The sequence below is a fragment of the Serratia sp. Ser99 genome, from assembly GCF_024519545.1.
In the GTDB taxonomy this organism is placed as follows: Bacteria; Pseudomonadota; Gammaproteobacteria; order Enterobacterales; family Enterobacteriaceae; genus Serratia; species Serratia liquefaciens.
In genome coordinates this window covers 193,794-219,251 of record NZ_JALJRT010000005.1, presented here as the reverse complement: position 1 = coordinate 219,251, position 25,458 = coordinate 193,794, and the positions used below count along the sequence as shown (strand labels likewise).

Here is a 25,458-nt window from a genome sequence, read left to right as displayed (position 1 = left end):
CGCGGGCACACCGCGCCGCTATCTTTCCCCTCTGGCTTTCAAGTTGCAGCTAACAACGCTGTGGCTTGAAAGACGACGGGTATACCATCAGGATAACTATGCGAAACTGGCAAACATCTTCCACCCTGCGAACTGCAGTCACTCTGGCGCTGCTGGCGATGGCTAGCCCGGCGCTTCATGCTGAGGATGCAATGAAATCTACGTCATCTCATTTTGCTTATATCGGTACTTACAACCCTAACGGCGAAGGCGTTTACCGGGTGCAGGTCGATCCGGTCAGCGGCGCACTGAGCGCCAGAACCCTGGCCAGCAGCCAGCCGAACCCAGCACAGCTTACCGTGGATGCCAAAGGCCAGACGCTGTATGTCGCCAGCGAAGTGGCGGACTTTAACGGGACTCAACATGGCGGCATTATTGCTTACCGTATCAATCCGACGGACGGCAGCCTGACCCAGCTCAATCAGGTTGATGCGCAGGGGGCGGGGCCGGTTTATCTCTTCCTGACGCCAAACGGTCGTCATCTGTTGGTGGCAAACTACGTCAGCGGCACCGTAGCGGCTTTCCCGGTTGAAAGCGACGGCAAGCTGGGCACGGCCAGTTCGGTGCAGCAACAGCAAGGACCGGCAGGGGCCGGCAAGCCGGAGGCGGCGGTGGAGGGCAGCTTTGCCATCAGCGATCACAACGGCCCGCATGCACATATGATCGCCAGCGATCCGAGCGGCAAGTTTGTATTCTCCACCGATCTGGGGCTGGATCGTATTTATCAATGGCGCTTTGACGATGCCAGCGGCCAGTTAACGCCGAACGATCCGCCGTGGATCGCGGCATCCTCCGCCGGCGCCGGGCCGCGTCATTTCGTGTTCCATCCGGACGGGAAAACCTTGCTGCTGGTGAACGAAGAGGCTTCCACGCTGACCAGCTACCGTTTTGATAACCAAAAAGGTACTCTGAAACAGTTGCACGTGGTCTCTTCGCTGCCAGCCGATTATAAGGGCACCAACTTCGCCGCCGGCCTGGTGCTGAGCGAGGATGGCAAAAATCTGTACGTGGCCAATCGGCTGCATAACAGCATCGCGCAGTTCAGCGTTGGCAGTGGCGGCGAGCTGCATTCGGTGGCGGAAACCTGGACGCGCGGGGATTATCCGCGCTCGTTAACGCTGAGTCCGGACGGGCGCTATCTGTATGCGATGAATCAACGCAGCGATAACGTCACCCGTTTCAGCGTGGATAAGGCCAGTGGCAAACTCAGCTTTGTTGAAGGCTATACGCCGGTCGGTAGTCCCTCGCAAATGGTGTTCTTGCCGCTAGCCAAATAACTTGTTGCCCGCCGGATCCTCCTGGCGGGCACTCTAATTGACGGAAAGAGAATGGTGCGATTTCCCTACCCGCGTTTGGCCTATCTGTTCGATGCTTTGCAGTCTGAAACCTTGCCGCAGGACGAGTTGGCGAAGCGTTTTGCCGTGTCCACCCGAACCGTGCGGGCTGATATCACCGCGCTGAACGATATTTTGGAAAAATATGGTGCGCACTTTGTGCATAGCCGCGGTGCGGGCTATCGCCTGCAGGTGGATGACGCCAGGTTGTTCAGCGCCCTGCAGCATCAGGAGCGTAAAAAACACGCCACGCCACGCAGCGCACAGGAGCGGGTACACTATCTGCTGGTTCGTTTTTTGACCTCAGCCTTTTCTCTGAAGCTGGAAGATTTAGCCGACGAATGGTTTGTCAGCCGCGGCACGCTGCAAAACGACATGGCTGAGGTGAGGGAGCGCCTGGCGCACTATCAGTTGACCATCGAGACCAAGCCGCGCTACGGCATGAAGCTGTTCGGCTCGGAGATGGCGATCCGCGCTTGCCTGACCGACTTGTTATTCCAACTGCATTTGGCCGACGCCGAAAACCCATTGCTTAACAATGAGATCCTGCAGCAACCGCAGGTGGCGACCTTTGCCGGGCTGTTGCATCCGCTGTTGTCTCAATATGCTATTCGTCTGACCGACGAAGGTGAACAGTACCTGATTTTCTACTGTGCGGTGGCATTACGGCGCATTACCGACGGCTATCCGTTACCGGATTTTGACGTTGAGGACGGTGATGACGCGGTGCGTAAGGCTTCTACCTGGCTAGCCGGGGAGTTACGCAAAGCCAGTGGCAAAGAGGTCTCGATGGCGGAGGAGGCTTATTTACGGGTCAACATCGCCGCGCGTCGTGTGCAGGAGGTGCAGCCGACCGAGATCAACGCCGACGATGAAGAAGCGCTGGTGGATTACATCCTGTCGTATATCAATTCGCACTATAACTACAACCTGCAGGGGGACAAACAGCTGCGGGCCGATCTGCTCACCCACATCAAAACCATGATCACCCGGGTGAAATACCAGATTAATATCCCCAACCCGCTGTTGGCGAACATCAAGCAGCACTACCCGATGGCCTACGACGTGACGCTGGCGGCCGTATCGAGCTGGGGAAAATACACGCCTTACACCCTGAGTGAAAACGAGATCGGCTATTTGGTGCTGCACATTGGCGTTGGCCTGGAGCGGCATTACAACATTGGTTATGAGCGCCATCCGCAGGTGATGTTGGTCTGCGATACCGGCAACTCGACGGTCCGGATGATCCAGGCGCAAATCGCACGCAAATACCCGCAGTTGGTGATGACGCGCATCGTTTCGCTACGCGATTACGAGGTGCTCAATCATATCGACGAAGACTTTGTCATTTCCAACGCGCGGGTCAGTGAAAAGAACAAACCGGTGGTGGTGATGTCACCGTTCCCGACCGAATACCAGCTAGAACAGTTGGGTAAGCTGGTGCTGGTGGATCGCACCAAGCCCTATATGCTGGAGAAGTTTTTCGACGCCGACCATTTTATGGTGGTGAACGAGCCGCTGACTCAGGCGCAATTGTTTCAGAAAGTGTGCAGCCAACTTGAGCGCGAAGGCTACGTGGGTGATGACTTTTATCCGTCGGTCGTAGAGCGCGAGGCGATTGTTTCCACGCTGCTGGGCGAGGGGATCGCACTGCCGCACTCGCTGGGCCTGTTGGCGAAAAAAACCGTGGTGGTGACGTTGCTGGCGCCGCAGGGTGTGGTCTGGGGAGAGGGCGAAATCGCCCACGTGATCTTCCTGTTGGCGATCAGCAAAAGCGATTACGAAGAAGCGATGGCTATTTATGAGCTGTTTGTCACCTTTGTACGCGAGCGGTCAATGAGCCGCCTGTTGGGCAGCAACAACTTCGATAGCTTCAAGGCGGTGGCTCTGGACTGTTTGAGTCGGATCTAGGACTGGAGGACCCTCTCTAACGGGCTTCAGGCAAGAACAAGGCCGGCGGCAGGTTGAAACGTTTTGCCAGCGCCATGATATGGGGTATGGTCAGCGAACGCTTTCCGCTTAGAATTTGGCTCACCAGTGACTTTTTGCCGATCTCGTTTTCGAAGTCGCTTTGACTGAGGCCATATTGCTCCATCAGCACGCTCAGCGCGGCTACACCTTGTGGTAGCTGTGCGATACGCTGATTGAACTCTGCAAAATCAGGGCTGTTATCTTCATACTCGACGATCTTGGCTGCCAGAACGTCAATCAGCGGGTGGCGCTCGTCGGTTTCAAGCAGGTGTTCCACTAACGCCAGAGCATCACGGTAATCCTGTGGCGAGGTGCTGCCACCTAACAAGGGTATGGCGCGTAACAGCTCATGGGTGGCCTTAAGCGCATCGGTGATCATTTTGGGTTCCTCCGGTACTGCTGCAGTAATCTGTCGTACTCTGCATGAGTCACTATCTGTTTAACAAATATTTTCTGGGTATCAAAACTGGCAAAGAATAAGATCCTTAGATGATTTCCTCCGACATCAATGACCCACCATTTTGCTTTGTACTTCATTCTGTCCAGGCTGGGGAAAAGGGATTTTAAATCTTCCGGCGTATGAAATGTCCCTCGGCGCAGCGTTTTGTAGATTGTGTTGAGAGAGGCTGCTTCGTTGGGGTAGCGGATAGCGGCCTCGTTGAACGGTTCCCTTGAAATTATATGCATCTCTCCCTCATCCATGCCCTGTCATCATTGTAGCGGCTGAATCGCCAGTTCACAAATTGTAAACTTCCTTTTTGTCTCTGCGGCGGGCGGCGGCGTAACTTGTCGGTAGGGTTTAGTATTTTGCTGTTGAGAAACCACTATAGATTTATTATTAAATAATAAAATCATGTGATTATGCTTATTACAATCGTTGGGATCGGGTTTGCAGAGAGGCAGGATGTTTCTATTTGGCATGCATCGGGAATTGGGGATGTCTCACAAATGCTGAACGCGCCTTGATGGGCGCGTTCTTGATATTGGCTTCTTCGCTGCGGGGAAGCTAGTCTTCGTCAAAACCGGAATTAATCAGTTCAATCACCGCGGCCAGCGCTTTAACCTCATCCGGCCCGGTGGCTTCCACCTCGATATGGCGTCCTTGCGCAGAGTCCAGCATCAGCAGCGCAATCACGCTGCTGGCCTCAGCCTCGGTGCCGCTGTCGTTACGCAGCATCACTTCGGCGTCAAAACTCTGCACCAGCTCGAACAGCTTCATCGCCGGGCGGGCGTGCATGCCCAGTTTATTTTTGATTTCAACCGTTTGCTTAACCGTCATTGTTTGCGTTTTTCCAGCGTGCGGTGGCGTGACTGCACGTTCTTGCCGCGAGAGCGGAAGTAATCGGCCAACTGTTCCGCTACGTAGACTGAACGGTGTTTACCGCCGGTACAGCCAATGGCCACCGTCAGATAGCTGCGGTTGTTGGTTTCCAGCATTGGCAACCACTGTTCCAGATAGCTGCGGGTCTGGTAGATAAAGTTGTGCACCTCAGTGTGGCGATCGAGGAATGAGGCGACGGGTTTATCCAGGCCGGTCATCGGGCGAAGTTTAGGATCCCAGTGTGGGTTCGGCAGGAAACGTACGTCGAACACGTAATCGGCGTCGATCGGGATACCGTGCTTAAAGCCGAAGGATTCAAACACCATGGTCAGCTCGCGCTCGCGTTTGCCCAGTAAACGGGTACGCAGCATTTCGGCCAGTTCATGCACCGACATTTCCGAGGTGTCGATGATCAGATCGGCTCGTGAACGCAGCGGTTCCAGCAGATCGCTTTCTTCATCGATGGCGCTTTCCAGCGACAGATTCTTGCTGGACAGCGGGTGTAAGCGACGAGTGTCACTGTAACGACGAATCAGTGTGTTACGGTCGGCATCAAGGAACAGCAACTGCGGCGAAAAGCTGTCCGGCAGTTGGGTCATCGCATATTCAAACACTTCCGGCGATTCCGGCATGTTACGCACGTCGATGCTTACCGCCGCGGAGCTGTTGCGTTCCGCCAGCGTATTGGCAAGCTGCGGCAGCAGTACCACGGGCAGGTTATCAACGCAGTAAAAACCCATGTCTTCCAGCGCCCGTAAGGCGACGGATTTCCCTGAACCGGAACGGCCGCTGACAATCATCAGCACCATGTGGCAACTCCCCCTGGCATCTCAGTGGCGTTTATCGCCACCGTTAGAAACTTTATTATTCCGGCCTGAACCGGAATCCATCATGGCTAAACAGTATCGTTATCCGGGCTGGAAGTCACGCCAGCCGGGCGTTACTCGGTGATGATTTGGTAAAGCTCTTCGTCACTTTGCGCCGCGCGCAGGCGGCGGCATACTGTTTTGTCGGCCAGACGCTTGGCGACCAGAGACAGGGTATGCAGATGGGTTTTACATTGGTCGGCCGGCACCAGCAGGGCGAACAGCAGATCGACCGGCTGGTTATCAATGGCGTCGAAGGCGATAGGTTGGTCGAGACGAATAAACACGCCAACGGCCCGCAGTGTGTCCTCTTCCAGTTTGCCATGGGGGATGGCGATACCGTTGCCGATACCGGTGCTGCCCATGCGCTCGCGGGTGAGAACCGCGTCAAATACCACCTGGGGTGGCAGATTGAGCTGTTTGGCGGCCAGTTCGCTGATAATTTCCAAAGCCCGTTTCTTGCTGGTGCAATGTACGGAGCTTCTGGTGCACTCGATATTTAATACCGAGCTTAACTGCATTGTTTCGTTGTTCATCTCATCTTCACTTAAAACCACACCAGCAAGCAGGCTTGTGAGGTGATTTTTCGCCTTGTTTAACCCTGATGGCTTATCGGCGCGTACCCAAACAGGTAACGCGCCGATGGCCGAGGCTACGTTTGAGCCGTACCCGCTGACGGAAACGGCCCAGAATGTCAGTGTTGTTTCAGTTTGTCTTTATGTTTGTTCAATTGACGCGCCAGTTTGTCGATCAGGGTATCAATTGCCGCATACATGTTCTCGTCTTCCGAGGTGGCGTGCAACTCGCCTCCATTCACGTGCACCGTCGCTTCTGCAATCTGCTGCACTTTTTCCACACTAAGCACGACATACACCTGATTTATGCGGTCAAAATACTGTTCGAGTTTGGCGAACTTGGTGTTCACGAACTCACGCAAAGGTTCGGTGATTTCGATGTGGTGTCCGGTAATGTTGAGCTGCATAGTGTCTTCCTTCTCAATAGAGGTCAAACCAACTGTTTACGTTGGTTGGACGGCGGGATGGACAAAGACTCTCGGTACTTGGCGACGGTACGCCGCGCCACGATGATCCCCTGATCGGAGAGCAGGGTAGCCAGCTTGCTGTCGCTGAGCGGTTTGGCGGGGTTTTCCGCCGCAATCAATTTCTTCACCACCGCCCGGATCGCCGTAGAGGAAGCTTCGCCCCCGCTGTCGGTATTCACGTGGCTTGAGAAGAAATATTTCAATTCGAAAATGCCGCGCGGACTGTGCAAAAACTTCTGCGTGGTCACGCGTGAGATTGTCGATTCATGCATCTCCACGGCCTGAGCGATATCCGCCAGCACCATGGGCTTCATAAATTCCGCGCCTTGCTCAAAGAACGCCTGCTGCTGCTCGACGATGCAGCGCGAAACTTTCAGCAGGGTGTCATTGCGGCTTTCCAGGCTCTTGATCAGCCATTTCGCCTCCTGCAAATTGCTGCGGATGTACTGACCGTCGCTGTCGTTACGCGCGCTATTGCCCAGAGCGGCATATTGCTGATTGATCTTCAGCCTTGGGATGCTGTCGCTGTTGAGCTCGACCGTCCACGCATCCTGCACTTTGCGGACCAGCACGTCCGGGATCACGTACTCAGATTCGCCGGTGTTGATCGACTGGCCTGGGCGCGGATCGAGTGACTGGATCAGCAACATCGCTTCTTTCAGTGTATCTTCTTTTGAGCGCGTTGTTCGCATCAGGCTGCGAAAGTCGTGGTTAGCCAGCAAGTCCAGATGTTCGCTGATGATCAGGCGCGCTTCCGCCAGGTAAGGCGTGTCTTGGGCGTATTGGGATAGCTGAACCAGCAGGCAATCGCGCAGGTCGCGCGCCGCGACGCCAACCGGATCAAACCGCTGTACGCGTTTCAATACCGCCTCGACTTCGTCCATTGTCACATTCTCGTCACCCATGCTCTCCAGAATGTCTTCCAGCGGCACGGTGAGATAGCCGGTGTCATCAACGGCGTCGACGATCGAGGTGGCAATGGCAGCATCGGTATCGGAAAACGGCGTCAGATCCACCTGCCACATCAGGTAATCCTGCAGGGTTTGGGTGGTTTCACCCTGATACACCGGCAGTTCGTCGTCACTGTAATCGGTGCGAGTCCCTGACGGAGTTCCGGCGGTATAGATCTCGTCCCAGGTGGCGTCCAGCGGCAGCTCTTCGGGCATGTCCTTTTGTTCCAGCGCTTCCCGGGTATCCAAACCTTCGGTTTCGGTCGTCTCTTTAGCGTCGATTTCTTCGTGCAAATCGGTTTGTTCAAGCAGTGGATTGCTCTCTAACGCCAGCTGTATCTCCTGCTGGAGCTCAAGCGTGGACAACTGCAGCAGGCGTATGGCCTGCTGGAGCTGGGGGGTCATGGCCAGTTGTTGGCTAAACCTGAGTTGCAAACCTTGCTTCATATTCTTCAGTCTACTTCCGTTAACAGTCGCCCATCAGGACGCGCCGGTACTCAGAGGCGGAATTCTTCGCCCAGATAAACGCGTTTTACCTGCTCATCGGCCAGAATAGCATCCGGCGTGCCGTGAGCAATCAGTTTGCCCTGGCTGACGATATAGGCGCGTTCACACACGTCCAGCGTTTCGCGCACGTTGTGGTCGGTGATCAGCACGCCCAGGCCGCTATCACGCAAGTGCTCGATAATTTTTTTAATGTCGATAACGGAAATCGGGTCAACCCCGGCGAAGGGTTCATCCAGCAGGATGAATTTCGGGTTAGCCGCCAGCGCACGGGCGATCTCCACGCGGCGACGTTCGCCACCGGACAGCGCCTGGCCCAGATTGTCGCGCAGATGGGAGATATGGAACTCTTCCATCAGCTCCACCGCACGGTCCGCCCGCTGTTCGCTGCTGAGATCGTCACGGATCTCCAGCACCGCCATCAGGTTGTCGTAAACGCTCAGGCGGCGGAAGATCGAGGCTTCCTGCGGCAGATAGCCGATGCCACGACGCGCACGGGCGTGCAGCGGCAGCAGGCTGATGTCTTCTTCGTCAATCACGATACGTCCGGCGTCACGCTGAACGATACCGACCACCATGTAGAACGTGGTGGTCTTGCCGGCGCCGTTTGGCCCCAGCAGGCCGACGATCTCGCCGGATTTCACTTTCAGGCTGACGTCTTCAACGACTTTGCGGCCCTTGTAGGCTTTCGCCAGGTTTTCTGCGATGAGTGTAGCCATAAGTGATTAGTTACTCTTGTTTTGCCCGTTTTTGTCTTGCAACTGCGACGGTACCAGAACCGTAGTCACGCGCTTGCCTTTATCGCTAAACGCCTGCATTTGCTGCTGTTGCACCAGGTAGGTGATGCGATCGCCCTTGACGTTGCTGTCGAGCTGTTCCAGGTAGGCGTTCCCGGTCAGGGTCACCAACTGAGACGCCACATCGTAACGCACCTTCTGAGCGTGGCCTTTCACCGGCTTGCCGCTGTCTTGCATCTGATAGAAGGTTACCGGGTTGCCGAAAGCTTCAATATAGGTTTTGTTCTGATCGCCGCCCGGGCGGGTGACCACGACTTTGTCCGCTTTGATATCGATGGTGCCTTGCTTGATCACCACGTTATCGGTAAAGGTGCTGACGTTGCTCTGCATGTCCAGAGACTGTTTCAGCGAGTCGATGCTCACCGGCTGATTGGAGTCGGACTTCAGCGCCCATGCGGGGGCGCTGGCGGCCAAAATCAAGCTGCCGATTAACAGATTACGGCTTGGTTTGTTGGTTTTGAATTTCATAGTTGGTCTTAACCTTATCAATCAGCTCAGCGGTCTTGGCCCGCAGGTTCCCACGCATTTTCATGCCGTTAGAGGTGAAGTTCGTCCCGTAAAGTGTCACTTCGTCATCCGAAGACACATCCTGGGTCACCAGGTTCACCTGAGCATTGTCTGTTTTAATTTTTTCCAGCTGCGACGTGGTGGTCAGGCTGTTCACCTCGACGTGGCCGTAAAGATACAGCATCCGGTCTTTAGTCAGTTTGGCGCGGTCGGCGCGAACTGACCAGGTGGCCACCGCGTTTTCATCAAACAGCGTCATCACCGGCTGGGTGAACCAGCTTAATTCATCGGCGGTGTAGTATTTTACGTCTTCGGCCACCAGCTTGTAACTCAGCTTGCCGGTCGGATTGTACACTATGGTGACCGTATGCTGGCTCTGATAAGTCGGGTCCTGGCTGTTCACCGGCCCCGGCGTAGTATCATCACTGAAATCCGTCATGTTCCAGCCAATCAGCGCCAAGGCGATCACCGCCAGCAACAGGGTGATCCAAAGTTTGGTTTTACTCATATCGATAGCCCTTTGGCGTCTTCCAGCTTGTTTTGAGCCAAAAGAATAATGTCGCACAGCTCGCGTACCGCACCGCGGCCGCCGGCAATGCGGGTAACATAGTGGGCTCGTGGCAACAGAAGCGGGTGCGCATCTGCGACCGCGACCGCCAGGCCAACCTGCGCCATGACCGGCCAGTCGATCAGATCATCGCCGATATAGGCGACCTGATCTGCCGTCAGCGACAGTGTATCCAACAGTTCGCGGAAGGCCAAAAGCTTATCGGATTGCCCCTGATAAAGGTGGGTGATACCGAGCGTTTTAGCCCGGTCTTCCAACAGTTTGGCGGAGCGACCAGTGATGATAGCTACTTCGATATCCGAAGTTTTCAGGCAACGGATGCCGTAGCCGTCACGCACGTTGAACGCTTTTAATTCTTCGCCATTGTTGCCCATGAAAATCAGGCCGTCTGACAGTACGCCATCAACATCACAAATCAGCAGGCGGATTTTGCCGGCACGCGCCATGACGTCTTGCTCTACAGGCCCGTAGCAGGTTTCAACCAGACTCATTGAGTTCTCTTCCATAGTTAAACGACGCCGGCGCGCAGCATGTCATGCATATGTACCACACCCAGCAATTGGTCGCCATCGGCAACCAGCAGCGCGGTGATATGGCGTTGCTGCATCAGATTCAGCGCGTCCACCGCCAGCAGGTTCGGGCGAACCCGTACACCGCCGAGCGTCATGACATCGACGATCCGCGCCTCGTTGAGATTAATGCCCATATCGAATATCCGGCGCAGGTCACCGTCGGTAAAGATACCGGCGATTTTCATCAAATCGTCGCAGATGACCGTCATACCCAGGTTCTTTCGGGTGATCTCCAGCAGCGCATCGCGCAGAGATGCATCGGCGCTGACGTGAGGAATTTCGTCACCGCTGTGCATGATGTCGCAGACACGCAGCAGCAGGCGGCGACCCAGAGCGCCCCCCGGGTGTGATAACGCAAAATCTTCCGGCGTGAAACCGCGCGCCTTTAACAGTGCGACGGCCAACGCATCCCCCATCACCAGCGTAGCGGTGGTACTGGTGGTCGGTGCCAGACCGAGTGGGCAGGCCTCCTGTGGCACCTTGATGCACAGATGAATATCCGCCGCTTTGCCCATCGAACTTTCCGGGTTGTTGGTCATGCAGATCAACGGGATTTGCTGACGCTTCAGCACCGGGATCAGCGCCTGTATTTCGTTGGACTCACCTGAGTTGGAAATGGCGAGCACGATATCCTGAGTTGTCACCATGCCGAGGTCGCCATGGCTGGCCTCTGCAGGATGAACAAAGAACGAAGGCGTTCCGGTACTGGCGAAGGTGGCGGCAATTTTGCAGCCGATGTGCCCGGATTTACCCATACCCATCACCACCACTTTGCCACTGCACTCGGCAATCAACTCGCAGGCACGGGTAAAGTCTGCATTAATGTATTGATCGAGTTGGGCCAGCCCGTCACGCTCAATCTGCAGCACTTCTTTGCCTGCCTGCTGAAAATCAAAGCCTGGTTGCAACTGAATGTTCGACATACTCATTCCCGTCGGTTATACCCTTCATCCTTCAGGATACTGGGCGTTGGCTGCTTTCGTTTGGTCTGGTCACTTAGCGGACTAAGCTCGCAGGGATGCATTCTTTTGCCGCTGTCCTGCCTCCCGAAGGCTATTGGGTATAGCTAAATGAATCGAAAGGGTTAAAAAACAGCACCGCAAGATACGCAATAAAACCACATAATAACAGAGCGCCGGCAAGATGGCCGATGCGATGTTTCCGCCCGATGCACAGGGCGCTGAGCACAATGCTGACCGCCAGCATCACCCAGTAATCGCGATGGAAGGCAGCGCCATCGACGGTACCCGGGGACAGCAGGGCGGGCACGCCCAGTACTATCACCGTGTTGAAAATGTTGGAGCCGATGATATTGCCAATCGCCATATCATCTTCGCCCTTGAGTGCCCCGGCGATGGATGTAGCCAACTCTGGCAAGCTGGTGCCGATGGCGATGACGGTAAGGCCGACCACCAACTCACTCATACCGAAATAGTGCGCGATGACCGTGGCGTTATCGACCACCATTTTGGAAGACAGCGGCAGAATGATAAACGCCAGCACCAGCCACAGTATCGCCACGGTGTTGCTGCTGTCCTGCGGCAGTTCGGCGATTTGCTCCACGGTCAGGCTGTCGCTGCCTTCGCGCTGCGCCAACCGGGCAATTTTCAACATCAACAGAATAAATACCGCGGCGGCGGCCAACAGCAGCACGCCATCCAGACGGCTCAGCGTGCCGTCCATCAGCACGAAACCGCACAATACTGTGACCGCCAACATCAGCGGCAGTTCGCGCCGCAACACTTCGGATCGCGCCGCCAGCGGGTGTATCAGCGCGGCAACGCCGAGGATCAGTAAAATATTCGTGATGTTGGAACCTAATACGTTCCCCACGGCCATATCGATTTGCCCGTTCAGTGCCGCAGTGGTCGACACGAACAGCTCCGGCAGTGAAGTGCCTATGCCGACGATGGTCATACCGATAATCAGCGGTGGCACGCCGAGTGAACGCGAAATTACCGCAGCACCGTAAACTAAGCGGTCTGCCCCATATACCAGTAAAAATAAACCAACGATTAATAAAGCTATCGCGAGAAACATGCAGGGTCCTTTGTTGGGTATCATCCCGGTTCGTTGGTTAAAAGCCGTAATTCGGCTATCTTGCTTTGCCCTCCGTTGCGCAGGTTAAAGCCGCAGCAACGGGTTTTCCCGGCTAATATATGAACACTTTCGTTTTTTTTCGTTATGGCGCCAATTTTGACCGGGTGACGCGTAAAAGTAAAACCTATGGCACCATTGGTAGCGAAATGGCGGTAAGTTTTTGTAAAGATGAGACGCATTGCGCCCGTTGCTTTAACATCGTGGGTAGATTTGGCAAAAATGACCCGTGAAGGATCAATTAACATGCACCAGAAGGCAGAGAATCTGGTCGAAGTTCGCGACATGACGTTCACGCGCGGCGATCGACTGATATTCGAAGATATCAACCTGACGGTTCCCCGTGGCAAGGTCACGGCGATCATGGGGCCGTCCGGCATTGGCAAAACGACGCTGCTGCGTTTGATTGGCGGTCAGCTGGCACCGGACAGCGGTGAAATCTGGTTTGATGGCGATAACATTCCCGCGTTGTCTCGCCATCAACTGTATGAAGCGCGCAAGAAAATGAGCATGCTGTTTCAGTCTGGTGCGCTGTTCACCGATCTGACGGTGTTCGAAAACGTGGCGTACCCGCTGCGCGAACATAGCCGTTTGCCGGAGCCCATTCTGCGCAGCACGGTGATGATGAAGCTGGAAGCGGTTGGACTGCGTGGCGCAGCCGATCTGATGCCCAATGAATTGTCCGGCGGTATGGCGCGCCGTGCCGCTCTGGCGCGAGCGATTGCGCTCGATCCGGAGATGATCATGTTCGACGAACCTTTCGTCGGCCAGGATCCCATCACCATGGGCGTGCTGGTGAAGCTGATCGATGAGCTGAATCACGCACTGGGCATTACCTGTATCGTGGTTTCGCACGACGTGCCGGAAGTGCTGAGCATCGCCGACTACGCTTACATTGTGGCCGATCATCGGGTGATAGCCGAAGGCACGGCGCAACAATTACAGAACAATCCTGATGCACGCGTGCGCCAGTTCCTGGATGGTATTGCCGATGGGCCGGTACCCTTCCGTTATCCGGCCGGTGATTATCAGGCCGAGCTGTTAGGTTTAGGGAGTAAATAAGCTGATGTTATTACAGGCGTTAGCGTCGTTAGGACGCCGTGGCATCAACACCAGCGCCAGCTTTGGGCGTGCCGGGTTGATGCTGTTCAACGCGCTGGTCGGGCGGCCTGAGCCGCGCAGGCAGTGGCCACTGTTGCTCAAGCAGTTGCACAGCGTGGGCGTGCAGTCGCTGCTGATCATCGTGGTTTCCGGGTTGTTTATCGGTATGGTGCTGGGGCTGCAGGGTTATCTGGTACTCACCACTTACAGCGCAGAAGCCAGCCTGGGCATGATGGTGGCGTTATCGCTGCTGCGTGAACTGGGCCCGGTGGTCACCGCGTTGCTGTTTGCCGGGCGTGCCGGCTCTGCATTGACGGCCGAAATTGGCCTGATGAAGGCAACGGAACAAATTTCCAGCCTGGAAATGATGGCCGTCGATCCGCTGCGGCGTATCGTTGCGCCGCGCTTCTGGGCCGGTTTGATCAGCATGCCATTGCTGACGATGATTTTTGTCGCTATCGGCATCTGGGGCGGCTCGGTAGTGGGCGTAGACTGGAAGGGTATTGACAGTGGCTTCTTCTGGTCGGCCATGCAGGGCGCCGTTGAGTGGAAAAAAGACTTGCTCAACTGCCTGATCAAGAGCGTGGTATTTGCCATCACCGTGACCTGGATTGCCATCTTCAACGGGTATGATGCCGTACCCACCTCTGAAGGGATAAGCCGGGCAACGACCCGTACCGTGGTACATTCGTCACTGGCGGTGTTGGGATTGGATTTCGTGCTGACAGCACTGATGTTTGGGAATTGATTCGATGCAAACGAAGAAGAGTGAAATCTGGGTTGGGGCATTTATGCTGATTGCGCTGTGCGCCATCGTGTTTTTGTGCCTGCAAGTGGCGAACATTAAGTCGATCGGTAACGAGCCAACATACCGCATCTACGCGACCTTCGATAACATCGGTGGTTTGAAAGCGCGTTCTCCGGTGAAAATCGGCGGTGTGATGATTGGCCGAGTGGCTGATATTACGCTCGATCCTAAAACCTATACGCCGCGCGTAGCCCTGGATATCCAGGATAAATACGACCAGATCCCGGACACCAGCTCACTGGCGATCCGTACCTCCGGCCTGTTGGGGGAGCAATATCTGGCGCTGAACGTCGGTTTTGAAGATCCGGATATGGGCACGGCCATCTTGAAAGATGGCGGCACGATTCAGGACACCAAATCAGCCATGGTTCTGGAAGATCTGATCGGCCAGTTCCTGTATAAGAGCGGCGGTCAGGATGATGCTGCCAAAACGGGAGACGCGGCTGCTCAGCCGGCTGCCGGTGCAGCTCCACAAGCCGCTGCCCCTATTCATTAAGAGAGGAAACCTGCATGTTTAAACGTTTACTTATGGTTGCCCTGCTGGTGGTCGCACCGCTGGCGAATGCGGTCGATCAGACCAATCCTTACAGCCTGATGCAAGACGCGGCTGAGAAGACCTTCACCCGTCTGAAAACCGAACAGCCGAAGATCAAGCAGGACCCTAACTACCTGCGTTCCGTGGTGCATCAGGAGCTGATGCCGTTTGTGCAGGTCAAATACGCCGGTGCGCTGGTGCTGGGCCGTTTTTACAAAGAAGCGACGCCGGCGCAGCGTGAAGCCTACTTCACCGCATTCCAGGCCTATCTGGAACAGGCTTACGGCCAGGCGCTGGCGATGTACCACGGCCAGACTTATCAGATTGAGCCAGAGAAGCCGCTGGGCGACGCCAGCATTGTGGCGATCCGCGTGACCATCATCGACAACGGCGGTCGTCCGCCGGTGCGTCTGGACTTCCAGTGGCGCAAAAACACCAAAACCGGCCACTGGCAGGCTTATGACATGATCGCCGAAGGCGTCAGCATGATCACCACCAAGCAGAACGAGTGGGCTTCTACGCTGCGTACCCAGGGGATCGACGGCCTGACCAAGCAGCTGCAGGCGGCGGCGGCTCAGCCGATTACTCTGGATCAGAAAAACTGATGTCAGCTGCACTCAGCTTTGAATCGCAGCAACAGACCCTGATCCTGCGCGGTGCGTTGGATCGGGAAACCCTGTTGCCGCTGTGGGAACAGCGGGAAACGTTGCTGGCGGATAAAACCGCTATCGACGTTACGCAACTGCAGCGGGTGGACTCGTCCGGGTTGGCACTGCTGGTGCATCTGCGCGAACAGCAACGCCAACATGGCGTGGAATTAAAAATTTCTGGCGCAGGCGATCGCTTGAAAACGCTGATCGCACTGTACAATCTGCAAGCAATAATGCCTGTTGATACCGCTGGTTAGCCCGATTTTCGACTGGATGAAGACGTTTTCTCCCCAGAAAGCCCCTGTTGTACAGGGGCTTTTTCTTTAGTTTAAGAAAACGTCGTATTCCACTAAGATATCAGGCTGATTATGATCCTTTTGATACAGAACTGGATACTATGGAAAATAGCGAGATTAAAGATGTGCTGATGCGCGCATTGGCACTGGAAGAAGCACATGTTACCGGCGACGGCAGCCATTTTCAGGTGATCGTGGTCGGTGAGCTGTTTGCCGCCATGAGCCGCGTTAAGAAACAACAGGCGGTCTATGCGCCGTTGATGGAATACATTGCGGACAACCGTATTCACGCCTTGTCGATTAAGGCGTACACCCCTGAAGAGTGGCAGCGAGATCGCAAACTCAACGGATTTTAAGGCTGTTTGCCCAGCGGGGCGGGCAGCGTCAGTTTAGATAACAGAGAGTAGTCAAATGGATAAATTTCGTGTGCAGGGCCGGACCCGCCTCAGCGGTGAAGTGGCTATTTCCGGGGCTAAAAACGCCGCCCTGCCGATCCTGTTCGCCGCATTGTTAGCGGAAGAGCCGGTCGAGTTGCAGAATGTCCCGAAGCTGAAGGACATCGACACCACCATTAAGCTACTCAGCCAATTAGGCACCAAGATTGAACGCAACGGTTCGGTATTCGTTGACGCCAGCGGCGTGAACGAATTCTGTGCGCCCTACGATCTGGTGAAAACCATGCGCGCCTCTATCTGGGCGTTGGGGCCGTTGGTTGCCCGTTTCGGCCGTGGTCAGGTTTCTCTGCCGGGCGGCTGCGCCATCGGTGCGCGTCCGGTCGATCTGCATATTACCGGTCTGGAACAGCTCGGTGCAGAGATCAAACTGGAAGAAGGCTATGTTAAAGCTTCCGTCGATGGCCGCCTGAAGGGCGCACACATCGTTATGGACAAGGTCAGCGTTGGCGCTACCGTGACCATCATGAGTGCTGCCACCCTGGCGACCGGTACCACCGTGATTGAGAATGCTGCGCGTGAACCGGAAATTGTCGATACGGCCAACTTCCTCAACACGCTCGGCGCAAAAATCACCTGTGCCGGCAGTGACCGCATTACTATCGAAGGGGTTGAGCGTCTGGGCGGCGGTGTTTATCGCGTTCTGCCGGATCGCATCGAGACCGGTACCTTCCTGATCGCTGCAGCCGTTTCCGGTGGCAAGGTGATGTGCCGTGATACCCGTCCTGATACGCTGGATGCTGTGTTGGCCAAGCTGCGCGAAGCCGGTGCGGATATCGAAGTGGGCGAAGACTGGATCAGTCTGGATATGCATGGCAAACGCCCTAAAGCGGTGACCGTGCGTACTGCGCCACACCCGGGGTTCCCGACCGATATGCAGGCTCAGTTCAGCCTGCTGAACCTGGTTGCGGAAGGCACCGGTGTGATCACCGAAACCATCTTTGAAAACCGCTTCATGCATGTGCCTGAGCTGATCCGTATGGGTGCACACGCTGAGATCGAGAGCAACACCGTGATTTGCCACGGCGTTGAGCAACTGTCAGGGGCTCAGGTGATGGCGACCGATCTGCGTGCTTCAGCCAGCCTGGTATTGGCCGGTTGCATCGCCGATGGCGTGACCGTCGTCGATCGTATCTATCACATCGACCGTGGTTATGAGCGTATCGAAGACAAGCTGCGCGCGCTGGGTGCTAACATCGAGCGTGTGAAAGGCGAGTAATTTGTCTGACGCCGGGGCCTGGCGCCGGCGTAGTCAATGCAGTATTGAGGGCTCGGCATTGCCGGGCCTTTTTAATTGTTATCTTCCGGGAATTCGCCCACCGTCATCTTCAGCGTGATGCGTTTGCCTTCGCGCAGGACCACCACCGGAATTTCTGTACCCGGTCGGATTTCTGCTACCTGGTCCATGGTTTCCAGCACCGATACCGCAGGCTTGTTGTCCACGTTGATGATCACGTCGTTAATATGGAAACCGGCGTTGCCTGCCGGCCCGCCCTGAGTAATTTCAGTCACGATAATACCCTGCAGGCGATCGATGCCGGAATTGGACGAGCGCAACGGAATAATCTCTTTGCCCTGAATGCCGAAATAACCCCGAATGACGCGGCCGTCGCGGATCAGTTTGTCCATAATCTTGGTGGCCAGCTCGATGGGAATGGCGAAACCCAGGCCTTCCGGCGTTTCACCGTCGGTGATTTTATCGTAGGTCAGGGTATTGATACCGATTAATTCGCCCAGGGAGTTGACCAACGCGCCGCCGGAGTTGCCGCGGTTAATCGAGGCATCGGTCTGCAGGAAGGTCTGACGCCCGGTGGTGCTCATACTGATACGGCCGGTGGCGCTGAGGATCCCCTGAGTCACGGTCTGGCCGAGGTTGTAAGGGTTGCCAATCGCCAGCACGACGTCACCTACGTGCGCGGTGCGCGCGTTATTAATTGGGATCACCGGCAGGTTGCCCTGATCTATTTTCAGCACTGCCAGATCGGTCAGACTGTCGGAGCCGACCAACAGCGCCTCATAGCGGCGGCCGTCCTGGACGACCACGGTAATTTGTTGCGCATCCTTGATCACGTGTCGATTGGTCAGGATATAGCCGCGTTCATTCATGATCACGCCAGAACCCAGCGACAGCACGTTGGCGGTGCCGTTCATGTTGCGGTTGTAGATATTGACTACGGCAGGCGCGGCACGACGCACCGCCTTATTGTAACTGACGGGCGTTTCATCACGGGTATTGTCATGTTTGTCTGCGAACAAGGCATTGGAAGAACGTAGCACAGGCAACGCAACCAGCAGTAGGCCAGCAACGATTAGACCAATAACGACAGAGCGCAAAAGCTTAGCAAACATGGAGTTTTAGTACGTGAGGTGAAAGATACCGGGAGGATAACATGAGAATACCGAGCGCAGTATGTCACCGCGCCCGGTTTTTAAACAAATATACGATCAGCGCAACAGCAGATAAATGGTTTCGCCGCCGCGCACGATATTCAGCGCCATGACCGGTGGTTTGGCTTCCAGCACTTTGCGCAGTGCCGTGATGTTCTCAATACGCTGGCGGTTGACGCCGATGATCACATCGTCTTTCTGCAGCCCGATTTGTGCCGCCGCAGAGCCTTTGTCCACTTTATCGATCTTCACGCCTTTTTCACCGCTTGGGATTGCCCCGTTGCTGAGTGAAACCCCCTGCAGAGCTGGGGAAAGCGTTTCGGCATTGGTTGAGGCGCTTTCGCTGTTATCCAGCGTAACGGAAACTTCCTGCGGTTTGCCGTCGCGCAGCAGGCCAACCTTGATGGTTTTGCCCGGTGCGGTCGTACCGACCTTGGCGCGCAGCTCGGCGAAACTGCTGACAGGCTTGCCGTCCACCGAAACCAGGATATCGCCGGCCTTGATGCCCGCCTTGGCAGCGGCGGATTTCGGCAGCACTTCGCTGACGAACGCGCCGCGTTGTGCGTCGGTATTAAAGGCCTTGGCCATATCGGCGGTCATTTCACTGCCTTTAATGCCCAGTAGCCCGCGTTTCACTTCGCCAAACTCGATCAACTGCTGGCTGAGGTTCTGCGCCATGTTGCTCGGAATGGCAAAACCGATACCGACGTTGCCGCCGCTTGGCGCCAAAATGGCGGTGTTGATACCGATCAGCTCACCGTTAAGGTTAACCAGCGCGCCACCGGAGTTGCCGCGGTTGATGGACGCATCGGTCTGAATAAAGTTTTCCAACCCTTCCAGGTTCAGGCCGCTGCGGCCCAACGCGGAAATAATGCCGGAAGTGGCGGTTTGGCCCAGGCCAAACGGGTTGCCGACGGCCACGGCGAAATCACCGACCCGCAGTTTATCGGAGTCCGCCATTTTTATAGCGGTCAGGTTTTTCACGTCGTTGAGCTGAAGCAGGGCGATATCGGACTGTTCGTCACGGCCTACCAGCTTGGCGTCCACTTCACGGCCATCGTTCAACTGTACGCTGATTTTATCGGCGTTGTTGATCACGTGGTTGTTGGTCAGCACATAGCCCTTGGCGGCGTCGATGATGACGCCGGAACCCAAGCCTTCAAACGGGCGTGAGCTTTGCTGTTGCCCAGGGCCACCAGGGCCAAAGAAGCGTCTGAACTCCTCCGGAACTTGCTGGCGCTGTACCTGAGTTCCTTCAACATGCACGCTGACCACTGCGGGCAAGACCTTCTCCAGCATCGGCGCCAGGCTTGGCAGCGGTTGCCCTTGAACGGCGACGGGCATCGCGGCGGTGGCAGCCGGTACGGAGGTCAGTGTGAGGCCAATACTCATTGCCAATGCACTAAGAATTAACGACTTTTTCTTCATTGATAATAGCTCTCTCAATACCTGCCGGTGGAATAGTGATGATAAAGCAGCAGCAATACCATAGTGAAGGGTAAGACCGTGAATTTGCGTGAAAAGTTCACTCAAACGTCTGCGTTAAGGATAGCTCAGCGTGGGGGAAGAAGTATGAGGAGGATCAAAAACCCGTGGGACTGGCCCACGGGCGAAGAACGGCGTTTAGTCGCGACGTGGACGTTCGCCACGCAGCAGGCCTGATGCGCCTTCGGAGTAGTCGCGCGGCATTTCTACCGGCGCCTGATCGTTATCCGCTTCGGCTTCGGTCAGGCGATAGCGGAACGGATTTTCCTGCATCGGCAGATCCGGCAGCAGGTTGTTGGAGCTTTTCGCCATATGCTGATACAGCTGGCGATAATCGCGTGCCATGTTGTCCAGCAGCTCGGCGCTGCGGGCAAAATGACCGACCAACTCCTGACGATACTCTTCCAGCTCGGTTTTGCTCTTATCCAACTCGTTCTGCAAAACTTGTTGTTGACGTAATTTACGGTTACCAAAACGCATCGCTACCGCACCAATGACGATACCGACCACCAAACCAATCAGCGCATACTCCCAGGTCATGATGACTCCTATTTTGACTTCGTTGTTCCGCAGGGATTTTTCACTTAATAATATCCACTATAACCGTTAACCTTGTCCGAGTGGAATCCTGATGAGCTTTGACCTGATTTTTACAGGGTTTTCAGCGCCGCTCAGAGTGGGCATTTGTGGCGATATGAGGGCTAACCAGCCGTAATATGTCGCGAAAATGGGCTAAATAATTTCTAAGCGTTCTTAGGGAACATCGAACAGATGCAGGCACAATCACCGTTATCACGCTACCAGCGGCTGCTTGCTGCGGGGGAATACCAGGCCGATGAGGTTCAACGCCAGGCCGTCACTCAACTGGATCATATCTATCAGGCCTTGCAGCAAATACCGGCCGTCAGTGCACCTGCCGGCGGTCTGCGCGGCAAGCTGAGCCGTTTGCTGGGCAAAAGCAGCGAAACGGCAAAACAGCGGCCGGTGCAGGGCTTATATATGTGGGGCGGGGTCGGGCGTGGCAAAACCTGGCTGATGGATATGTTTTTCCACAGCCTGCCGGGTGACCGCAAGCTACGGCTGCATTTCCACCGCTTCATGCTGCGGGTGCACGAAGAGCTGACCGAATTGCAGGGGCAGGAAAATCCGCTGGAAATCATCGCTGATGGTTTCAAGGCGCAAACCGACGTGCTGTGTTTCGACGAGTTCTTTGTTTCCGATATCACCGACGCCATGCTGCTGGCGACGCTGTTGCAGGCGCTGTTTGCCCGTGGCATCACGCTGGTCGCCACCTCCAATATTCCGCCTGACGATCTGTATCGCAACGGTCTGCAGCGCGCGCGCTTCCTGCCGGCGATCGACCTGATTAACGAATATTGCGATGTGATGAACGTTGATGCCGGCATTGATTATCGTCTGCGCACCCTGACTCAGGCGCACCTGTATCTGACGCCGCTGGATGAACAAACCCGGCAGACCATGGATCAGATGTTCGTGAAACTGGCCGGCAAGAAAGGCGAGGCGGCACCGGTATTGCAGATCAATCACCGGCCGCTGCAGGTTATCCACGCGGTAGACGGCGTGCTGGCCGTTGATTTTCATACCTTGTGCGAGGAAGCACGCAGCCAGCTCGATTACATCGCCTTATCGCGCCTCTACCACAGCGTTATCCTGTATAATGTGCGCGTGATGGGGCCGTTGAAGGAAAATACCGCACGCCGCTTCCTGGCGTTGGTGGATGAATTTTACGAGCGCCACGTCAAGTTGGTGATCGCTGCCGAAGCCTCGATGTTCGAAATTTACCAGGGCGAGCGGCTGAAGTTTGAGTACCAGCGCTGCCTGTCGCGGCTGCAGGAGATGCAAAGCGAGGAGTATCTCAAGTTGCCGCATCTGCCTTGATTGGCCGGGGGCGCCACCGCCGGCGTCCCCGATTTTCCGCTGCTGGCGATTAATTGCGTTTCCATTCAAAAAGCGTTCGATCTTTGTGAGCGACTTCTCTATAATCTTGCGACCCCACGTTACAACAAAGTTTTTTTTCCCAAAAACTTTATAGTGCCGGCAATGGCTATTCGAAGGGGTAGGTTTGCTGGACTTGTATGGTCGTGTGAGCCTCAACTGTTTTCGAGCGTTTGGGTGTTCACCAACGTGTAACTAATTATTGGGTAAGCTTTCTAATGAAAACTTTTACAGCTAAACCAGAGAGCGTTCAACGCGACTGGTACGTTGTTGATGCAGATGGTAAAACTTTAGGCCGTCTCGCTACTGAACTGGCTCGTCGTCTGCGCGGCAAGCATAAAGCGGAATACACCCCGCACGTTGATACCGGTGACTACATCATCGTTCTGAACGCAGAAAAAGTTGCTGTAACCGGCAACAAGCGTACAGACAAGGTGTATTACCACCACACCGGCCACATCGGTGGTATCAAGCAAGCGACCTTTGAAGAGATGATTGCCCGCCGTCCTGAGCGCGTGATTGAAATCGCGGTTAAAGGCATGCTGCCAAAGGGTCCGTTGGGTCGTGCAATGTTCCGTAAACTGAAAGTTTACGCGGGCAACGAGCACACTCATGCGGCACAGCAACCGCAAGTTCTTGACATCTAATCGGGATTATAGGCAATGGCTGAAAATCAATACTACGGCACTGGTCGCCGCAAAAGCTCCGCCGCTCGCGTTTTCATCAAGCCGGGCAGTGGTAACATCGTAATTAACCAGCGCAGCCTGGAACAGTACTTCGGTCGCGAAACTGCCCGCATGGTAGTTCGTCAACCGCTGGAACTGACTGACATGGTTGGTAAATTTGACCTGTACATCACCGTTAAAGGTGGTGGTATCTCTGGTCAAGCTGGTGCTATCCGTCACGGTATCACCCGTGCACTGATGGAGTACGACGAGACTCTGCGTGCAGAATTGCGTAAAGCTGGCTTCGTCACTCGTGACGCCCGTCAGGTTGAACGTAAGAAAGTCGGTCTGCGTAAAGCACGTCGCCGTCCGCAGTTCTCCAAGCGTTAATTTTTTACTGCTTCGGCAGTGGAATTTACGCAAAAAACCCGGTGCTTCACCGGGTTTTTTTATGCCTGAAAATCACGTTGCTGCTACTAAAATCTTTGGTATATCAGACAATTCAATACGAATTCGCCGCACAGCCCCCACAAAACAAGCAAAATCTGGTAAACTATCATCCACTTTTGCGCCTGTTCGCCATGCAGCAGTTATCAGTTTACCTCCGAGGCCGGTTTTTAAGACCTAAGGTTTAGCTGCGAGTTGCTGGCCTGCGGTCAAGATCATTCAGGATAGCAGCCTGTCAGTGGGCTATTCGCAGTATTTTCTAGATAACTTGGAGGTTTTCATGGCTGTCGCTGCCAACAAACGTTCGGTAATGACGCTGTTCTCTGGCCCGACCGACATTTTTAGCCATCAAGTACGTATCGTACTGGCGGAGAAAGGTGTCAGCGTCGAGATTGAGCAGGTTGAGTTGGATAACCTGCCGCAGGATCTGATTGACCTCAACCCGTACCAGACGGTGCCTACGCTGGTCGATCGCGAACTGACCCTGTATGAATCCCGTATCATCATGGAATACCTTGATGAACGCTTCCCGCACCCGCCGTTGATGCCGGTTTATCCGGTCGCGCGCGGCGAGAGCCGCCTGATGATGCTGCGTATCGAGAAAAACTGGTATTCGCTGATGTACAAAATCGAGCAGAGCAACGGTCAGGAAGCTGAATCAGCTCGCCGTCAACTGCGCGAAGAGCTGCTGGCGATTGCCCCTATCTTTGGTCAGACGCCGTATTTCATGAGCGAAGAGTTCAGCCTGGTGGATTGCTACCTGGCGCCGCTGCTGTGGCGTTTGCCGCAGTTAGGCATTGAGCTGAGCGGTGCTGGCTCCAAAGAGCTGAAAGGCTACATGACCCGCGTGTTCGAACGCGATGCCTTCCTGGCCTCCTTGACCGAAGCCGAGCGCGAAATGCGCCTGCAGACTCGGGGCTAAGCGTCATGGATATGTCTCAGATGACACCACGCCGTCCGTACTTGCTGCGGGCGTTCTATGACTGGTTGCTGGACAATCAGCTAACACCGCATCTGGTGGTAGATGTGACGCGTCCTGATGTGCAAGTGCCGATGGAATTCGCCCGCGATGGACAGATTGTTCTGAACATTGCGCCGCGTGCGGTGGGCAATCTGGAACTGGGCAACGACGAAGTGCATTTCAACGCACGTTTCGGCGGTGTGCCGCGTCAGGTTTCTGTGCCAATGGCAGCCGTGCTGGCGATCTATGCGCGTGAGAACGGTGCAGGCACCATGTTCGAACCGGAAGCCGCTTATGAAGCGGAAGGCGCGTTTGAAGGCCTGGACAATGAGACGATCCCATCGGAAAGCCTGATGTCGGTGATTGATGGCGATCGGCCGGATCTGAGTGAAGATAACGATTCGGACGATGAACCGCCTCCGCCGCCACGTGGTGGCCGCCCGGCACTGCGCGTGGTGAAATAACCTCGCGGTAGTGAACACCAAAGGTCGCTTCGGCGACCTTTTTTATTGCCTGCGGTCCAGCTTGGCTTAGCTTTTCAATGAGGCGATACAGGCGTCACGCGGTGCACTGAGATCGCCGATACGGACGGTGGTGAGTGCATGGGTGGCGCGCTGCTTGAACGTGGTGATAGCGGTATCACCTTGCACTTCCGGCGGCGCGGTACAGATATCGTTGATCGGTAAGTTATTGCCTTTGTCGAGGGCATGCAGCACCGCCGCGGGGTTATAGACCAACGCGGAAGACAGGGCTGACTTCACGCCGGCAGTAAATGAGGCGTTACCGCCATTGGCCAGTTTAGGGGCCAGCGCGATCCAGTTATCGTCGCCCAGTTTGATGTTTTTTTCTACCGCGGCAAGCTGGCCTGCTTTAGCCAGTTGTGCGACCACCGACGCCGCACCGCGTGCCTCAATGTTATAACCCACTTCCTGAGAGTCGAGCGACATGGCCAGTGAATTGAAGCTGACAACCAGCAGTGCGCCAGTCAGCAAGGCAAAGGAGAATTTCATGGTTAGCTATCCTTATCAAGATATCAGACGCAGCAGCGCCCCTGAGTGATGCTAACTCAATACTATAGCGCGTTGGGCAAAAGGGGGGGTTACAAAGCGTGTGGGCTGCGGTGAAAAAACAAAGGCCCGGCAGTTT

Annotated in this window: 32 protein-coding genes; 14 read left to right on the top strand and 18 right to left on the bottom strand. The window is 55.3% G+C overall.

What is annotated here, in order from left to right:
• Positions 1 to 98: 98 nt before the first annotated feature.
• Positions 99 to 1,316: a lactonase family protein gene (locus NR114_RS12720; RefSeq protein ID WP_256814144.1), complete on the top strand. Its 1,218-nt coding sequence runs from the start codon at positions 99 to 101 to the stop codon at positions 1,314 to 1,316.
• A gap of 51 nt (positions 1,317 to 1,367) precedes the next feature.
• The gene (locus NR114_RS12715) at positions 1,368 to 3,284 is read left to right on the top strand and encodes a transcription antiterminator (protein ID WP_020831882.1); all 1,917 of its coding nucleotides are present in this window, start codon (positions 1,368 to 1,370) and stop codon (positions 3,282 to 3,284) included.
• Positions 3,285 to 3,300: 16 nt separating this feature from the next.
• Here the strand turns inward: NR114_RS12715 and NR114_RS12710 are convergent, their stop codons facing one another.
• The 14 genes from NR114_RS12710 to NR114_RS12645 form a co-directional block, all read right to left on the bottom strand.
• Positions 3,301 to 3,723, bottom strand: coding sequence for a type II toxin-antitoxin system HigA family antitoxin (locus NR114_RS12710; protein ID WP_020831880.1), 423 nt, complete (start codon positions 3,721 to 3,723; stop codon positions 3,301 to 3,303).
• Positions 3,720 to 4,031, bottom strand: coding sequence for a type II toxin-antitoxin system HigB family toxin (locus NR114_RS12705; RefSeq protein ID WP_041415720.1), 312 nt, complete (start codon positions 4,029 to 4,031; stop codon positions 3,720 to 3,722). Before NR114_RS12705 ends, NR114_RS12710 begins: the two co-directional genes overlap by 4 nt.
• Positions 4,032 to 4,350: 319 nt before the next feature.
• The gene (gene npr / locus NR114_RS12700; RefSeq protein ID WP_020831874.1) at positions 4,351 to 4,623 is read right to left on the bottom strand and encodes a PTS phosphocarrier protein NPr; all 273 of its coding nucleotides are present in this window, start codon (positions 4,621 to 4,623) and stop codon (positions 4,351 to 4,353) included.
• Complete coding sequence (gene rapZ, locus NR114_RS12695; RefSeq protein WP_012147065.1) at positions 4,620 to 5,474, bottom strand: RNase adapter RapZ; 855 nt, start codon at positions 5,472 to 5,474, stop codon at positions 4,620 to 4,622. The genes npr and rapZ overlap by 4 nt, the downstream gene beginning before the upstream one ends.
• Before the next feature lie 131 nt (positions 5,475 to 5,605).
• On the bottom strand, positions 5,606 to 6,067 hold the full coding sequence (gene ptsN / locus NR114_RS12690) for a PTS IIA-like nitrogen regulatory protein PtsN (protein ID WP_115060613.1): 462 nt from the start codon (positions 6,065 to 6,067) through the stop codon (positions 5,606 to 5,608).
• A 158-nt stretch (positions 6,068 to 6,225) separates the two neighbouring features.
• Entirely contained in the window at positions 6,226 to 6,513 is a 288-nt protein-coding gene (gene hpf, locus NR114_RS12685; RefSeq protein ID WP_004948547.1) for a ribosome hibernation promoting factor, read from the bottom strand.
• A gap of 23 nt (positions 6,514 to 6,536) precedes the next feature.
• Positions 6,537 to 7,970 carry an RNA polymerase factor sigma-54 gene (rpoN, locus tag NR114_RS12680; protein WP_048759890.1) on the bottom strand — a complete coding sequence of 478 codons (1,434 nt, stop codon included), beginning with the start codon at positions 7,968 to 7,970 and terminating at the stop codon, positions 6,537 to 6,539.
• A gap of 50 nt (positions 7,971 to 8,020) precedes the next feature.
• Positions 8,021 to 8,746: an LPS export ABC transporter ATP-binding protein gene (gene lptB, locus NR114_RS12675; protein ID WP_020831867.1), complete on the bottom strand. Its 726-nt coding sequence runs from the start codon at positions 8,744 to 8,746 to the stop codon at positions 8,021 to 8,023.
• 6 nt (positions 8,747 to 8,752) lie between these two features.
• Positions 8,753 to 9,292, bottom strand: coding sequence for a lipopolysaccharide ABC transporter substrate-binding protein LptA (gene lptA / locus NR114_RS12670; protein WP_020831865.1), 540 nt, complete (start codon positions 9,290 to 9,292; stop codon positions 8,753 to 8,755).
• Positions 9,261 to 9,839, bottom strand: coding sequence for an LPS export ABC transporter periplasmic protein LptC (gene lptC / locus NR114_RS12665; protein WP_020831863.1), 579 nt, complete (start codon positions 9,837 to 9,839; stop codon positions 9,261 to 9,263). Before lptC ends, lptA begins: the two co-directional genes overlap by 32 nt.
• Complete coding sequence (gene kdsC, locus NR114_RS12660) at positions 9,836 to 10,390, bottom strand: 3-deoxy-manno-octulosonate-8-phosphatase KdsC (RefSeq protein WP_020831862.1); 555 nt, start codon at positions 10,388 to 10,390, stop codon at positions 9,836 to 9,838. The genes lptC and kdsC overlap by 4 nt, the downstream gene beginning before the upstream one ends.
• 17 nt (positions 10,391 to 10,407) lie before the next feature.
• On the bottom strand, positions 10,408 to 11,394 hold the full coding sequence (gene kdsD, locus NR114_RS12655; RefSeq protein WP_020831861.1) for an arabinose-5-phosphate isomerase KdsD: 987 nt from the start codon (positions 11,392 to 11,394) through the stop codon (positions 10,408 to 10,410).
• Positions 11,395 to 11,524: 130 nt separating this feature from the next.
• Positions 11,525 to 12,511, bottom strand: coding sequence for a calcium/sodium antiporter (locus NR114_RS12650; protein WP_020831860.1), 987 nt, complete (start codon positions 12,509 to 12,511; stop codon positions 11,525 to 11,527).
• A gap of 20 nt (positions 12,512 to 12,531) precedes the next feature.
• A complete protein-coding gene (locus NR114_RS12645) occupies positions 12,532 to 12,816 on the bottom strand; it encodes a hypothetical protein (protein ID WP_153263146.1) in 285 nt (94 codons plus the stop codon).
• Between NR114_RS12645 and mlaF the strand changes: the two genes are divergently transcribed.
• From mlaF to murA, 7 genes are all read left to right on the top strand, one after another.
• The gene (gene mlaF, locus NR114_RS12640) at positions 12,815 to 13,630 is read left to right on the top strand and encodes a phospholipid ABC transporter ATP-binding protein MlaF (RefSeq protein ID WP_020831858.1); all 816 of its coding nucleotides are present in this window, start codon (positions 12,815 to 12,817) and stop codon (positions 13,628 to 13,630) included. The genes NR114_RS12645 and mlaF overlap by 2 nt on opposite strands.
• A 4-nt stretch (positions 13,631 to 13,634) precedes the next feature.
• On the top strand, positions 13,635 to 14,417 hold the full coding sequence (gene mlaE, locus NR114_RS12635; RefSeq protein WP_020831857.1) for a lipid asymmetry maintenance ABC transporter permease subunit MlaE: 783 nt from the start codon (positions 13,635 to 13,637) through the stop codon (positions 14,415 to 14,417).
• 4 nt (positions 14,418 to 14,421) lie between these two features.
• The gene (mlaD, locus tag NR114_RS12630; protein ID WP_041415008.1) at positions 14,422 to 14,973 is read left to right on the top strand and encodes an outer membrane lipid asymmetry maintenance protein MlaD; all 552 of its coding nucleotides are present in this window, start codon (positions 14,422 to 14,424) and stop codon (positions 14,971 to 14,973) included.
• 14 nt (positions 14,974 to 14,987) lie between these two features.
• Positions 14,988 to 15,617, top strand: a complete 630-nt coding sequence (gene mlaC, locus NR114_RS12625) for a phospholipid-binding protein MlaC (RefSeq protein WP_044553666.1) — start codon at positions 14,988 to 14,990, stop codon at positions 15,615 to 15,617.
• Positions 15,617 to 15,919 carry a lipid asymmetry maintenance protein MlaB gene (mlaB, locus tag NR114_RS12620; protein WP_044553664.1) on the top strand — a complete coding sequence of 101 codons (303 nt, stop codon included), beginning with the start codon at positions 15,617 to 15,619 and terminating at the stop codon, positions 15,917 to 15,919. Before mlaC ends, mlaB begins: the two co-directional genes overlap by 1 nt.
• Before the next feature lie 140 nt (positions 15,920 to 16,059).
• Entirely contained in the window at positions 16,060 to 16,314 is a 255-nt protein-coding gene (ibaG, locus tag NR114_RS12615; protein ID WP_020831850.1) for a BolA family iron metabolism protein IbaG, read from the top strand.
• A gap of 55 nt (positions 16,315 to 16,369) precedes the next feature.
• Positions 16,370 to 17,629, top strand: a complete 1,260-nt coding sequence (gene murA, locus NR114_RS12610; RefSeq protein WP_256814135.1) for a UDP-N-acetylglucosamine 1-carboxyvinyltransferase — start codon at positions 16,370 to 16,372, stop codon at positions 17,627 to 17,629.
• A gap of 71 nt (positions 17,630 to 17,700) precedes the next feature.
• Here the strand turns inward: murA and degS are convergent, their stop codons facing one another.
• The 3 genes from degS to zapG all read right to left on the bottom strand — a co-directional run bounded on the left by degS (position 17,701) and on the right by zapG (position 20,823).
• Positions 17,701 to 18,759 (bottom strand): outer membrane-stress sensor serine endopeptidase DegS, encoded by a 1,059-nt coding sequence (degS, locus tag NR114_RS12605; RefSeq protein ID WP_020831847.1) that lies wholly within the window; start codon positions 18,757 to 18,759, stop codon positions 17,701 to 17,703.
• Between the two features lie 96 nt (positions 18,760 to 18,855).
• On the bottom strand, positions 18,856 to 20,226 hold the full coding sequence (gene degQ / locus NR114_RS12600) for a serine endoprotease DegQ (RefSeq protein ID WP_041415005.1): 1,371 nt from the start codon (positions 20,224 to 20,226) through the stop codon (positions 18,856 to 18,858).
• Positions 20,227 to 20,421: 195 nt separating this feature from the next.
• Positions 20,422 to 20,823, bottom strand: coding sequence for a Z-ring associated protein ZapG (zapG, locus tag NR114_RS12595; protein ID WP_020831844.1), 402 nt, complete (start codon positions 20,821 to 20,823; stop codon positions 20,422 to 20,424).
• A gap of 231 nt (positions 20,824 to 21,054) precedes the next feature.
• Here zapG and zapE point away from each other — a divergent pair, with 231 nt between their 5' ends.
• The 5 genes from zapE (at position 21,055) to sspB (ending at position 24,776) form a co-directional block, all read left to right on the top strand.
• Entirely contained in the window at positions 21,055 to 22,182 is a 1,128-nt protein-coding gene (zapE, locus tag NR114_RS12590) for a cell division protein ZapE (RefSeq protein ID WP_020831842.1), read from the top strand.
• 275 nt (positions 22,183 to 22,457) lie between these two features.
• Positions 22,458 to 22,886 carry a 50S ribosomal protein L13 gene (gene rplM / locus NR114_RS12585; RefSeq protein ID WP_020831840.1) on the top strand — a complete coding sequence of 143 codons (429 nt, stop codon included), beginning with the start codon at positions 22,458 to 22,460 and terminating at the stop codon, positions 22,884 to 22,886.
• Positions 22,887 to 22,901: 15 nt separating this feature from the next.
• Positions 22,902 to 23,294, top strand: a complete 393-nt coding sequence (rpsI, locus tag NR114_RS12580; RefSeq protein ID WP_020831838.1) for a 30S ribosomal protein S9 — start codon at positions 22,902 to 22,904, stop codon at positions 23,292 to 23,294.
• Between the two features lie 337 nt (positions 23,295 to 23,631).
• Complete coding sequence (gene sspA, locus NR114_RS12575; RefSeq protein ID WP_012147043.1) at positions 23,632 to 24,273, top strand: stringent starvation protein SspA; 642 nt, start codon at positions 23,632 to 23,634, stop codon at positions 24,271 to 24,273.
• Positions 24,274 to 24,278: 5 nt separating this feature from the next.
• Positions 24,279 to 24,776, top strand: a complete 498-nt coding sequence (gene sspB, locus NR114_RS12570; RefSeq protein ID WP_046372555.1) for a ClpXP protease specificity-enhancing factor — start codon at positions 24,279 to 24,281, stop codon at positions 24,774 to 24,776.
• 66 nt (positions 24,777 to 24,842) lie between these two features.
• Here the strand turns inward: sspB and NR114_RS12565 are convergent, their stop codons facing one another.
• Positions 24,843 to 25,322, bottom strand: a complete 480-nt coding sequence (locus NR114_RS12565) for a hypothetical protein (protein WP_020831834.1) — start codon at positions 25,320 to 25,322, stop codon at positions 24,843 to 24,845.
• Between the last annotated feature and the right edge of the window lie 136 nt (positions 25,323 to 25,458).